The following is a 13,325-nucleotide window of genomic DNA, read 5'->3' as shown; positions in this document are numbered from 1 at the left end:
GGCTACAGCCTGGGAGTCATGCCTGAGGCAGACCCCCAGTGGGTGTGGGGGAATCATTGTTCAAAACGCAAAACACGAACAGCCAAACGCGCCCCAGAACCCCTGAAAGTCGCTGACCGGCGCTGACGACAATCGCGCCCGCTCGTGGCTGTGCGCATGCACCGCGCACGCGCCGATGCATTGATGCACCTGCGCCGTCAGTGGCGCCACGGGTTTCCAGTGGCCCGGCACCTTGGCGACGGGCGACCACTCGGGCACCACAGGAATCGGCGGCGGCCCGAGTTTTTCAAACTCGACGCTGCCGTAGACGATCTTGCCGTCGACAATGGTCAGCACCGACTCGATCCATTTGATCGCTTCATCGTCGATGTGGAAATAGTCCGCCGACAGTGCAATCAGATCCGCCAGTTGCCCGACCTTGATCTGGCCTTTCTTGCCTTGTTCGGACGAAAACCAGGCGCTGCCGTGGGTGAAGAGTTCCAGCGCCGTATCGCGGCTCAAGCCTTGCGGGTACAGTTCCAGTCCGCCAACGGTGCGGCCGCTGACCAGCCAATACATCGATGTCCAGGGGTTGTAGCTGGACACCCGCGTGGCATCGGTGCCGGCCCCCACCGGAATACCTTCTGCGAGCATGCGCGCAATCGGCGGCGTGTGTTCGGCGGCTTTGGCGCCATAGCGGTCGACGAAATATTCGCCCTGGAAAGCCATGCGATCCTGAATGGCGATGCCCCCGCCCAAGGCTTTGACCCGCTCGATGTTCCGCGGGGTGATGGTTTCCGCATGATCGAAAAACCACGGTAAACCGTCGAACGGGATGTCGCGATTGACCTTCTCGAACACGTCGAGCATGCGGCTGATGGATTCGTTGTAGGTGGCATGCAGGCGGAACGGCCAGCGCTGTTCCACCAGATGCCGCACCACTGGTTCCAACTCCTGTTCCATGGTTTGCGGCAAGTCCGGGCGTGGTTCGAGGAAGTCTTCGAAGTCGGCCGCCGAAAACACCAGCATTTCCCCGGCACCGTTGTGCCGCAGGAAATCGTCGCCCTGGCCGTAATGGGAGGTGCTGGTCCAGTTTTTGAAGTCGGTCAGCTCTTCCTTGGGTTTCTGTGTGAACAGGTTGTAGGCGATGCGCACGGTGAGTTGCTGGTCTTTGGCCAGCTGCTGAATGACTTGATAGTCGTCCGGGTAATTCTGATAACCGCCGCCGGCATCGATGGCGCTGGTCACGCCGAGGCGATTGAGTTCGCGCATGAACTGGCGGGTCGAGTTGACCTGATAGTCCAGCGGCAACTTCGGCCCCTTGGCCAGGGTCGAGTAGAGAATCATCGCGTTCGGGCGGGCGATCAGCATGCCGGTGGGATCACCATTAGCGTCCCGCTGGATTTCGCCGCCCGGCGGGTTCGGCGTGTCGCGGGTATAACCGACCACTTTCAGCGCCGCGCGGTTGAGCAGGGCGCGGTCGTAAAGGTGCAGCACGAACACCGGGGTGTCCGGTGCGGCTTTGTTCAGTTCATCAATCGTCGGCAGGCGCTTCTCGGCAAACTGGAATTCGTTCCAGCCACCGACCACCCGCACCCATTGCGGTGTGGGCGTTCGGTCGGCCTGGTCCTTGAGCAGGCGCAGGGCATCGACCAGCGATGGCACGCCTTCCCAGCGCAGTTCGAGGTTGTAGTTCAAGCCACCGCGGATCAGGTGCAGGTGCGAGTCGTTGAGGCCGGGAATCACCGTGCGTCCGTGCAAGTCGACGATCTGTGTGCCGGGGCCTTGCAGGGCCATGGCCTGGGCGTCGCTGCCGACTACCACGAAGCGTCCGTCCTTGATCGCGACGGCGCTGGCCTGGGGTTTCTTGCGGTCGACGGTGTGCAGGCGTCCGTTGTACAGAATGAGGTCGGCCGGGGTGTCGGGCATGGTTTTACTCCCTGCGATGAGCGGGCTGATCCAGGCACCGACGGCGCCTGCCGAAAGGCCTTGCAGTACACGTCGGCGGTTCAGACCTTCGTGGTTGTCAGGTGGACTCATGGCAGTGCGCTCCGTCAATTCATCGAGGGGCAAACAGCCGATGTCTGACGCATGCGGCCACAAGGAATATAGACGGCAAATTCACCGGTAGCCGATTTGCGGGGGCGGAAAACGACGAATCCCGCCACAAGGGGCGGGATTCGTGTGCAGCCAGAGAGGTTCCCGAAGACGGGAACCGCCGTCTTAGCTTGGGAACAGCTCGGACAGTTTCATGGCCAGCATCATGTCGCCTTCAGCGCGCAGTTTGCCGCCCATGAACGCTTGCATGCCGTCGGTCGAACCGTCGACGATGCCTTGCAGGGTTTCGCCGTCCATCACCAGAGTGACCTGGGCGTCAGGATTTTCGCCTTCCTGCAGCTCGCAAGTGCCATCTTTGACGACCAGCGAGAAATTCTTGGTGTCGTCGATGCGGAAACCGAATACCAGGTTCAGACCGGCAGCGGCGGCTGGGTTGAACTTGGCTTTCATTGCTTGTACGGCATCAGCTACGGAGGTCATGGTTCGATCCTTTCTTGGGTAATTAGAGCTGGGTGATTACAGCCAGGGTCACAATAGTCCGGACTCAGCGAAACGTGATGAGTTCCGGTGCCTTCAACAGCTGCAAGTGCGCATGACTGTTGAAAGAAGACAGTGCCACCTCGCGACCGCGAAACTTCAGCAGGTTGAGCGAGGTGTTGACGATTTGCCAGTTCAGTTCAAATGCCTGCCTTGCGGGCATCTGAGTAATGAGGTGGAGCAGGGCAGTGATGGTGCCACCGGAGGTGAACACGGCGATTTTCTGGGTGTTGTCGGCGCTTTCGAGGAGGCGGTGCAGACCGGCCTGTACGCGTTCGACAAACCCAAGCCAGCTTTCAAGCCCCGGCGTGTCATAGGTGCCGGCAAGCCAGCGCTCGATGATCAGGGCGAAGATGCGCTGGAACTCGGCACGGTTTTGCGCGGCATTGCGCAGGATGTCCAGGGCTTCGGGTTCATCCTCCAGCATGGCTGGCAGCAGCGCGCGGATCACCGCGTCGGCGTCGAATTCGTTGAAGGCGGAATCGATTTCCAGGGGCGGCACCGGCAGGCCCACGGCAGCGAACTGTTCCAGCGCGCTGGTGGCGGTGTGCTGCTGACGGCGCAAGTCGCCCGAGAGGCAGCGGTCAAAGCTGACACCCAGCTCGGCGAGGTGCTGGCCGAGGATTTCTGCCTGGCGAACACCGGTCGGCGACAGGACGTCATAGTCGTCTGCACCAAAGGAGGCCTGGCCATGTCGAATCAGATAGATGCTGCCCACGTCCGCGTCATCCCGGTACGTTGAAGGTTTGGCGAGGTTATGAGGATGACAGTGAGCTGTCAATGAAAAAACATACGCTTGTTTGAAATGCCCGTTACAGGCCTGTTGCCAGAGGTTTCACGGCTGGCCGCCGAGGCGGAGCATGGGTATGCTGGCGTTGTCCCGCGCGTGTTTTAAGCCGCGCATCGTTTTGAAGGAGTCACTGTGGAGTTTTTGTCCGAGTACGCCAGTTTCCTGGCCAAGACCGTGACACTGGTGATCGCCATTCTGGTGGTCCTGGCCAGTTTCGCGGCGCTGCGCAGCAAAGGTCGGCGCAAATCGGCCGGCCAGTTGCAAGTCAGCAAGCTGAATGATTTCTACAAAGAGCTGCGCGAACGCCTGGAGCAAACCTTGCTCGACAAGGACCAGCTCAAGGCCTTGCGCAAGTCCCAGGCTAAAACCGATAAAAAACAAAAGAAGAAACCCGAGGCCAAGCCGCGGGTATTCGTGCTGGATTTCGACGGCGACATCAAGGCGTCGGCCACTGAAAGTCTGCGCCATGAGATCACGGCACTGTTGACGTTGGCGACGCCCAAAGACGAAGTGGTACTGCGTCTGGAAAGCGGCGGCGGCATGGTTCACAGCTACGGCCTGGCGTCCTCGCAGGTGGCGCGCATCCGCGATGCCGGCGTGCCGTTGACCATCTGCATCGACAAGGTCGCGGCCAGTGGCGGCTACATGATGGCGTGTATCGGCGAGAAGATCATCAGCGCCCCGTTTGCGATTCTGGGTTCGATCGGCGTCGTGGCGCAGTTGCCTAACGTCAATCGCTTGCTGAAAAAGCACGATATCGACTTCGAAGTCCTGACCGCCGGCGAATACAAGCGCACCTTGACTGTGTTTGGCGAAAACACTGAGAAAGGCCGCGAAAAGTTTCAGGAAGACCTGGACATCACCCATCAGTTGTTCAAGAACTTCGTCTCGCGTTATCGCCCGCAACTGGCCATTGACGAAGTGGCCACCGGTGAAATCTGGCTTGGCATTGCCGCGCTGGACAAGCAACTGGTGGACGAACTCAAGACCAGCGACGAATACCTCGCTGAACGAGCGAAGAAGTCGGAGCTGTACCATTTGCATTACGCCGAACGCAAAAGCCTGCAAGAGCGTATCGGGATGGCGGCCAGTGGGTCGGTGGATCGCGTATTACTGAGCTGGTGGAGCCGGTTGACCCAGCAACGCTTTTGGTAACACTTTAAATTAACGGTCGCTTGCACTGCCTTGCAGTGAAAGCGACCGTTTTTTTGTGGCGGTATATAGATAGCGCTTTTTAAAAAAGTGGCTCGATAGGCTAGCGATCCTAGTCAGTTTCGAGTGATCACAATGTCTTCTCCGCCCACAAACTCAAACACGCCTGTGTTGACGCCAGATCAACAGGGTGTCTTTTTTGATCTGATTAAAAGTAATGCTCCTGCCTGGTTGTTGACTGCCTCAAGTCAACGGCGAAGTGAACTTTATGAAAGCCTGACCGCCAGCCATCGTTCAAGAGGTGAACTTGCCGACCTCCTGAAGGGCTTCAAATCGCCTGAAAGCGTCTGTCGCCCCTTACTGGCTCAAGCCATGTCGGACAAGCTGGGTACGCCACTGGATACGCAGGGCGTCATTTTCCAGCACGTGCGGTCAACGTCCAGCCTGCTGGGACTTCGCAAGAAACTGGTGCTGCCGATTGATCGGGATCTGCTGTCGGCCGCCTGTGAAAATTTTGAACTCAGCGAAACACTGGCCGGAAACTATAGCGATACATCGTTAATTTATATCCCGCAAACCATCACCGGCACAGTCAATAAAGTCTTATCGATAGAGCCGCATGAGTTCGCCGCGTTGTGCCGCAAACTTGATCTTGGAAAACAATACCAGGCGCATGTCAAATCACTGTTTGAGCCAGCGTCCGGTATCAACCACTTATCTAACAAGTATGTTGCACACGCCAAGAACAGCTTTGAAGTACAGCGGCATGTCGCGCTGATGAAAAAAGCCATCAGTGTCGAAATGCACCAGGCATTGAAGTCAGTCAAGGAACAGCGCCCCGTCAAACTTGGCAACCACACGCTGGGTTACCAGGCGTTGGAAATGTTTGATGTCACGGTCAATGGCGCGATGTTTATCGGGCCGGTCGAGGAGCATGACGATGACGATTACCGCTGCGTGGTCTACCTGCCGGATGACCCGCTGCACCCGTTGAAGGAATACGCGTCCTTCACGGATTTCGAGGTGGAATTGAGTAAGCGTCTGAGAACCTCCGCGTTCCAGAAATTCTTCATGCGCTACATCAAGCTGGGTGAACGGTCCGCGTTTCTGCAAGCCCTTGAAAAACGCTTGTCCGTCCCCGTTTCCTCGCCGCTTCCCGCGACCAGTGTCTACGTGTCGCTGTCGGGTGTGGACATACAAGGCGACATGTTCGAGGAAATTTTTCGTCAGTATGCGAACCAGGTCATCGCCGATGCCCGGCTTCTGGTGGTGCCCACGGACGATGAAGACGAAAAATCCCGACTGGACAGGCTGGAGACCTACAAGGCCATCAGCCTTAATGTCCTGTTGTTCGGTGCATCGTTTGTGCCGTTTGTTGGCCACATCCTCTTGGCTGTGACGGTGATGCAGTTGCTGTCGGAGGTGTATGAAGGCGTGGCCAGTTGGTCCAGGGGCGAGCAGGAGCAAGCCACGGATTATCTGTTCGATACCATCGAAAACCTGATCCTGATGGCCGCGTTTGCCGCCGGTTCGGCGGCTGTTGGTACCGCGTTTAAAAACATCAGGACATCCGTCTTCATCGAGCGCCTGAGAAAGGTTCCGGGTGTGGACGCTCGGGGCCGTCTGTGGAATCCCGATCTTACGGTGTATCAACAGAGCCGACGGTTACCCCCGGCACTCGCAGCGGATGCGAGAGGACTGCACTGGATGGACGGTCAGGCGTACCTTCCAATCGATACACATTTGTATGCCGTGCGGCCAAAGACGGCGACGGACCTGTGGGAGGTGATTGCCCCGGTGGGGAGCGGCGGCACCTATTCACCCGAGCTCGAAACCAACGATGTCGGGGCGTGGCGCCATGACTCTGAGCTGCCGCAAGAATGGGATCGGCTTAAATTGTTTCGCCGTTTCGGTTACACCCGCGACAAGGTGCCCGATACCACGGCGACGCACATCCTTGCCGTCTGCGGGATCGAGGACACGGTCTTGCGCCAGGCACACGTCGACCGCAGCCGGCCACCGGCACTGCTGGTCGATACAGTGCAGCGGTTTCGGGCGGATGCTGCGGTCACCGACTTTATCGAGCAGTTGAAAACCCCGTCGTCGGCAGTCTTGGCAGACCCGGATCTGCAATTGCACCTGCTGACGACGTCCCGTCATTGGCCAGACAACTCGGCCATCAAAGTTGTCACTGCCGCAGGCAGGCAAACGGGTTTCTATGGCGCGGCCACGGCGTTACCGGGGAAAACCGTCAGCCTCAATCAGGATGCTTTGCATAAGGGCCAATTACACACCTCGCTGCTGACAGCCATGGACAGCGCCCAACGCCAAAGCCTTCTGGGCTCCACTACCCAGGACGCGAGCGCGCGGGCAAAGGCCCTGACAAAGCTCATTGCCGATCAAGCCGAAAGCAGCAAGCTCGCGCTGTTCGAGCGGATTTACAAACGTACTGAAGTACCGGCTGATACCCGGGTCACGGTGTTGATCGACAAGATGGCCCAGTTGCCCTCGGCGATTGCCGAAGAACTGGTGCGGCATGCCGATGCTGCGGAGTTGAGCAGCCTGGAGGAGGGCAACGTACCCTTGCGTCTGGCGGAGGAAGCCCGTCGTTATTTGCAACGGGTGCAGATCAGTCGCGCTTACGAAGGGTTGTACCTTAATGCCGTGGGTGGGCTGGCCACCGACCGCCTGGTGCTCGACACCCTAGAGCAACTGCCGGGATGGACGGGTAATACCAGGGTTCAGTTGCAGGCTTCGTCAGGTGTGCAAAGCGAGTCGACCAGCATTGGATCGGCGGACGCTGCGCAGAAGCTGCAGATCGACGTCCATCCTGATCGATACAGCGTGTCGATCGACGACATTGCTCCCGCCACCGCATTCGCGGGACGCACGCGCGAACAGTATTTCAAGGCCCTCTGGCATGGACTCTCGACGCCGCTCAAAACAGCACTGGGCGTTAACCTGAGCGACGGCGGGGCAGCGTTGCGAGAGAAAATAACGCAGCTCGCCCTGACACGGCGAACCGCCATCGCGCAACTGATCGATGCACGCCCCCCGCGAGCGGGCTACACCTCCCCCATGCGGCTGGCAGACAGGCACGCGACGTCGTCTTCTCCCGTTATGCCGAGGCCCGTGCTCATCAAAACCACCCAAGACGTCCTGGTCCGCAGGGCGCTGGAACTGTATCCGATGCATTCCCCGGTTCGCATTCACGCGTTGGTAAATGATCTGGGGCAGAACGTGACGGTCGTCTTGAAGAAGCTGGAAGCGTTGAGGCTGCAATTTCAGACCATCAGGCAGGTACTGAGTCACTGGGTCAGTCGGCAAACCTGGTATCTGCGGCCCGATGGCTCAAGGCAGGAGGTCAGTCATCTCAGCAAATATCGCATCGCTCAGGCGATCATTCGCTGCTGGCGCAACGAGCCCGAGGCGAGTGAAGCGGGCGCTAACCTACGCTCCACACTCAGCTTTGACGCCCAGCCTCTGGGCGAATTGCCGGTCATCGTCGGGGACTTCAGCCACGTCAAGAGGTTGGTGCTGGACGGCGTGGGCGCCAGCGCCGGGCTGAACGCCTTCCTGAGAAACTTCCGCACTCTTCGAAGCTTGTCATTGAGAGGCAATCAACTGACCAGGCTGCCGCTGGCGTTGAGCTCAATGCCCGGGTTGGTTCATCTGGATCTGAGCGACAACCTCATTCAACTGACCTCTGAGTCGGTGACTCAATTGGCCGATATGACCAGCCTGCAATCAGTGAACCTGGCGTTTAACCCAAACCTTGTGAGGGCTCCCGATGTCAGCAAGTTGCAGCACCTGGAACACCTGAACCTGCAAGGCACCGGGATAAAAAACTGGCCTTTGGGCGCCTCCGGTTTGCCCAGGCTGAGTGAGCTGGATTTACGAGACAATCAGATCGAAACCCTGCCTGAGGATGTCTTCAAGGGGCATGCGGTCCCGAACAAAGGCACCAACCTGTATGGCAATCCTCTGTCCGCCGACACGTTGAAAAAGGTCGTGGTGCATCAGCAGAAGACCGGTGTAAGCCTGGGGATCATTGCTTCGGACTACCGTCGCCCAGGCGCTTACTCGCCGACCGAGGCTCACAGTTCCGCGTGGCTGACCGGGCTTGGCTCTACCGAAACCCGGCGCAAGCGCGGGTTGTGGGATTCATTGCGCGCCTATCCGGAATCCAGGAGCTTTTTCACTGTGCTTGCGCAACTGTCCGAGACGGCCGATTACAAACGACTGTTCAGCCACTTCAGCCAGCGGGTGTGGAGTGTCGTGGAGGCTGCGACGGAAGATGATGACTTGCGACGCAGGCTGTTTCGTCTGGCCCGGGTCGGAAGGTTCAGCGCTGATGGCTACTCCGCACTCTTCAGTGAGATGGAAGTGCAGGTGTTGTTTTATCGGGCCATGGCCGCAGCCCTCACCGGGCCTGCTTCGGTGGAGCAGCAACTGATCACCCTGCTCAGGGGGTTGTTCAGGCTGCATGAGGTCGAGGGGTTTGCGCTGGCGGATATCAATGCGCGCACCGGTCCACAGTCCGGAAGCTACGAACAAGCTCTGGAAATCAGTCTGGCGTATCGCGTGGGGCTGGCCGAACGCCTGAGCTTGCCGGCTCAGCCCAGAATGGTGACATCGGCGTTGGATGTCGAGGTGGCGCCGGCGGCGCTGGAACGGGCTTATCAGAAAGTCCTGACCACCGAACGCACCAGCGCGTTGCTGGAATGGATGATCATCCAACGGTTTTGGGTGGAGTATCTGGAGGTGTCAAATCCAGATCGTTTCCTGGCAATCGCCGACCGCTCGGCACGAGATTTTGCCCAGGTGGAGAGGCAGGCTGAACTCACCCGTCCAGTGGCCACCGAACGCCTGAACGCCATTTTCGATAACTTCAAAAATGAACGTCGGGCATTGATCAGGCAGCTCACCGGTGCGGCGCTGATGCGCCATCCTGCGCCGCCAGTCCCGGGGCCCAGCCATTCGGGGGCCGCTCAATGAACGACATCGCTCACGAGTCTGCTGATAGCCCGACACCGTCGGCGGCGCCGAAATGGCGTGATGAATTGAAAGCCGTTATCGATCTCGCCTTGCCACAATCCCCAGGGCAGTTCGGCGAATGCCTGATCAAGCAAAAGTGGGGCGCGGGCATCGACCCGCAGACGGCCTTGCTGGTCACGCTCGATTACCATTACAAGGGTCATCCTGCCGAGAACGGTTTCGAGCAGGGACGAGTGGCAAGTTCCCGGTCGCTGCTGCACGCGCTGCTGTCCAACGACCAGACGGTGGGTGACGGGCGTTTTGCCGAGACGGCGTTCGGCCTGTACACGCCGCCGGACGTGGGACCGACGATTCGGATTGTCGAGCACGTCGACGAATTCGCCGATCACGGCAGCGGCAATCACCAGACCTATGAAGGCATCTACCGGCAGACCACCCCGCAGGTATATGGGCCGCTGACTCAGCTCAATCTCAGGCCCGCCGATTTCAAGAAATGGGTCTGGGAGCTGGAGCTCAAGGACCTGTACCAAGCGTATCTCGATCAGGCATGGCCAGCCGACGCTGTGCAGGTGGCGGCCAGACCGTCCGCATTGAGAACGTCGGTCAAGGCGGCGTTCGTCATGGCGGCCTGGTTGCAGCGACATGAACAACGCCTGACGCAAGAAGGTCTGGCGCTGGCGATGCGGGCGGCAGGTCTGTCCGCCGATCAGTCCTGGCAAACGCTGACCCTTGAGCAGCTGCAAGCACCGACTCGCGTGCCTTCAACCGTCAAGTTCGGCCTTCTGAAACTGTACCGCTACACCGCGACCGATATCTGGGCCTTCCGTGACACCGTCAGTGCCCGTTTGCTGGTGTACATCCCTGGCAATTCTTCCCCGCTGCATGAATTCGCCAATACCGCGCAGTTGCGCCAGTGGGTTGCCACGCAGGGCAAGCTCGACGCGACCAGGCAGGCCTTGGCCCGTCACTTTGCCGAAGACGATCGCGAAGATGGAACGTTTCACGCCGGCGTTCTGACAGCGCTGGATGGCATGGCGATTTATCCGGCTAAACATTGGCTGGGCAACAACGCCGGTTTCTTCAACAACGATGGCTATTGGGACCCGAACGATTACATCGGCTTCGATGATCCGGCGGCGGCGACCGACCCTTTTGCCCGCCTGCTAATGACAATGAAACAGGCCGCACGGGCAGAGCTTCGGGCCATCCGTGACGATGCGCAGGTCAGCCGGGATCAGTTGAGCGCCGTCGTCGAACCCGTTGTGCAATGGGTCAACCGGTTTGGTCCGCTCGCCTTGTTTGTCCCAGGAGGCGAGGGGGTGCTGGCATTGGCCGGACTCATTGACGCCGGGTATGGCCTGAATCAGGCAGTCAATGGAAACACGCCGGGCCAACGCTCGGAGGGCCGGACACGCACGGTGTTTGGCTTGCTGAATGCGTTGCCGATGCTGGGTGCCGAGTCAGCGCTCAATGGGAGCGCTGTGCAGGCCGATAGCATGGCGGAGCGCGTCCGCGAGCCCAGCGTCGATCCGGCAGAGCCGGGCGCCCGTCCTGCGTCGGAACCGGCCGTTGCGCCGACGCCCTTGAACCCTCGCATCGAATTGATCCGTGGAATCGGCCCCTCGGTGGCCTCCTTCAGCGATGAGGTCCTGGCGCAGATCGCCAAGGTCAGCGCGGTCGACGATGACATGCTGCGGTTGATGCAGACGGGCCGTCCACCGACCCCTTTATTGGCGGATACCATCAGCCGCTTCAAGATCGATCAGGATCTCGGTCTGGAAGCAGACACTGTGCTTTTCAACCGACGCTACGAAGCGCTGCAAAAGTCGGAGCATGAATGGGTCCGGCTATTTCAGCGCGAGTACCCCGACCTGCCGACAATCGCCATCGAGCAGATGCTCAACCGCTATGGCATCGACATCACGTCGTTGCCAGATGCGAACGAGGCCAGGCAGGTATTCGCGCGACTGGACGGCAAAGCCCGGCAATACCAACAGCATGTCCGTCTCGACCGGGTCTATGAAGGCTTTTACCTGCGCTCGGTCGCGAATGCCGAGACGGACACGCTGGCATTGCACTCGCTGAACAATCTGCCCGGCTGGCCGAAAGACCTGCGCATTGAGGTCCTCGACGGTGCGTCCTCTGGCCGGGTGCTTGATCGTTGCGGCCCCCTTGACAGCCCTCACTGCCGAAACATCATCAAGGTCGGAAACCGTTACCTGCGCCAAGGCCGGCAAACGGATGTCTATGACGCGGTCCTCGGCGTGCTGACGGACGAGGAACGCTCGGCGTTGCACCTCACGTCACCAGACCCGGCCAAGGCGTTGCGGCTCAACCTCGGCGATCGGGCATTGTCCCGTGCCGATACCCTGCTCGGCCTGCAAAGGCTGGACACGGGGCTGACCTTTGAACGGCAGGGACTGCGCGGCGGCGGTTACCCGACAACCCCTCAGGGTGACGCCCTGAAGTTGCAAGCGATCAAGTTGCAGTTCAAGGATATTTATCCGGACATCAGCGACGCGAGCATTGATCAGGTGTTGCTGCTGGCAGAGGGCAGGGTGCAGGCGTATATCGACCTGCTGGCTCTGCAACTGCAACAGCTCAATGTCGATTTGACCGAATGGGTCGATCAAGCGGTACAAGACATTGCCGATATGGACGTTCCCTTCGTGGCCATGGGCGATGAGGAGGCGGAGGGGATGAACCCTGCGCAAATCGCCGTGCACAATGCCCACGTCCTGCACACCGCCCTGCAACAGGAGCGCGGGGTCAGGACTGAGCTTGCCGTGGAGCTTGTCGCCATTTGGCAAAAACGCGGGCCGCTGCAAGATCGTGTCTATATCGACGGGCAACTGCGTGGTGTCAGGCTGGACCTGACCTTCGAGGACTTTCACCGATTACCCACGCTGAATGCCAGGCTCAACGATGTGATCGAATTGTCGATGCATGGTTTTCACCTGACCGAGCACGAGAGTCTGAACGGGTTCCTGGAGGGCTTTCCGAACCTTGAAGTGTTGAATCTGGAAGGCTTCGATTTGCGTCCTTTCTTCGTAGGCGGTGACGCAGGGCGCGCCTTGCCGCCCGTTATCGGGCAGTTGCCGAAACTGGTCTCACTCAATCTGCGAGCCACACAGTTGGCATTCACTGAGCGCGCCGCTTCACAATTGAGTGATCTGACCTACTTGCAAACCCTGGACCTGAGCGACAACCCGTTGGGCGTTCCGCCAGTGGTGCTGGGCATGAACAATTTACGCCAGCTCAACCTGAGGAATACGGCGATCAATCGCTGCCCTGTCGGGGTCAAGGATGAGCCTTATCTGACGATGCTGGACCTGCGCGACAACCGTATTACCCGGGTTCCGCCCGCGATCATCAATCAGGCGGTGGCGGACGACCGCGTATTGCTATGGGGCAATCCGTTGACAGACGAGGACACGCTGCACCGGTTGATCAGTCATCGTGAACAGACGGGCATCAATCTGTGGCTGAGCGCTCCGGCCGCGGATTATGGTACGCCGACGGTGTGGTTGCGCGACTGCGACGAAGCGTTGCAACAGTCCCGGCAAGCCCTTTGGCAGCGATTGGCAGGTAAACCCTCCGGTACGCGGTTTTTAGCCGTCATAGACCGGCTGAGCCTGACGGCCGACTTTCGGGTCAGTTACCTGTCACTTCAGGCGCGAGTCTGGCGATTGTTGCAAGAGGCCGATGCTTCAGAGGACATGTGGGGGCGGATAATTCGCGGGAGCGGGCGCTTCGATCACCCGATGGCGGCATTCCGGGCGCTGGAGGCGCGTGCGGGTTTCTAAGCGAA

6 protein-coding genes are annotated in these 13,325 nt (G+C 59.4%); 3 read left to right on the top strand and 3 right to left on the bottom strand.

Annotated elements, in window-relative coordinates; genetic code table 11:
* Positions 1-60 precede the first annotated feature (60 nt).
* The 3 genes from HP062_RS06915 to HP062_RS06905 all read right to left on the bottom strand — a co-directional run bounded on the left by HP062_RS06915 (position 61) and on the right by HP062_RS06905 (position 3,292).
* Positions 61-1,908 carry an amidohydrolase gene (locus HP062_RS06915; RefSeq protein ID WP_010460943.1) on the bottom strand — a complete coding sequence of 616 codons (1,848 nt, stop codon included), beginning with the start codon at positions 1,906-1,908 and terminating at the stop codon, positions 61-63.
* Positions 1,909-2,202: 294 nt separating this feature from the next.
* Positions 2,203-2,517: an SCP2 sterol-binding domain-containing protein gene (locus tag HP062_RS06910; protein ID WP_172791130.1), complete on the bottom strand. Its 315-nt coding sequence runs from the start codon at positions 2,515-2,517 to the stop codon at positions 2,203-2,205.
* Between the two features lie 64 nt (positions 2,518-2,581).
* Positions 2,582-3,292 carry a histidine phosphatase family protein gene (locus HP062_RS06905; protein WP_172791129.1) on the bottom strand — a complete coding sequence of 237 codons (711 nt, stop codon included), beginning with the start codon at positions 3,290-3,292 and terminating at the stop codon, positions 2,582-2,584.
* A gap of 204 nt (positions 3,293-3,496) precedes the next feature.
* Here HP062_RS06905 and sohB point away from each other — a divergent pair, with 204 nt between their 5' ends.
* The 3 genes from sohB (at position 3,497) to HP062_RS06890 (ending at position 13,320) form a co-directional block, all read left to right on the top strand.
* Complete coding sequence (sohB, locus tag HP062_RS06900) at positions 3,497-4,519, top strand: protease SohB (RefSeq protein ID WP_172791128.1); 1,023 nt, start codon at positions 3,497-3,499, stop codon at positions 4,517-4,519.
* Between the two features lie 132 nt (positions 4,520-4,651).
* Complete coding sequence (locus tag HP062_RS06895; RefSeq protein ID WP_256666114.1) at positions 4,652-9,514, top strand: NEL-type E3 ubiquitin ligase domain-containing protein; 4,863 nt, start codon at positions 4,652-4,654, stop codon at positions 9,512-9,514.
* Positions 9,511-13,320 (top strand): dermonecrotic toxin domain-containing protein, encoded by a 3,810-nt coding sequence (locus tag HP062_RS06890; RefSeq protein ID WP_172791127.1) that lies wholly within the window; start codon positions 9,511-9,513, stop codon positions 13,318-13,320. The genes HP062_RS06895 and HP062_RS06890 overlap by 4 nt, the downstream gene beginning before the upstream one ends.
* The last annotated feature ends 5 nt before the right edge of the window (positions 13,321-13,325 follow it).

This window comes from Pseudomonas sp. B14-6, from assembly GCF_013260315.1.
GTDB lineage: Bacteria > Pseudomonadota > Gammaproteobacteria > Pseudomonadales > Pseudomonadaceae > Aquipseudomonas > Aquipseudomonas mandelii.
The sequence above is the reverse complement of the archived record's forward strand: the minus strand, read 5'-3'. Positions and strand labels throughout refer to the sequence as shown.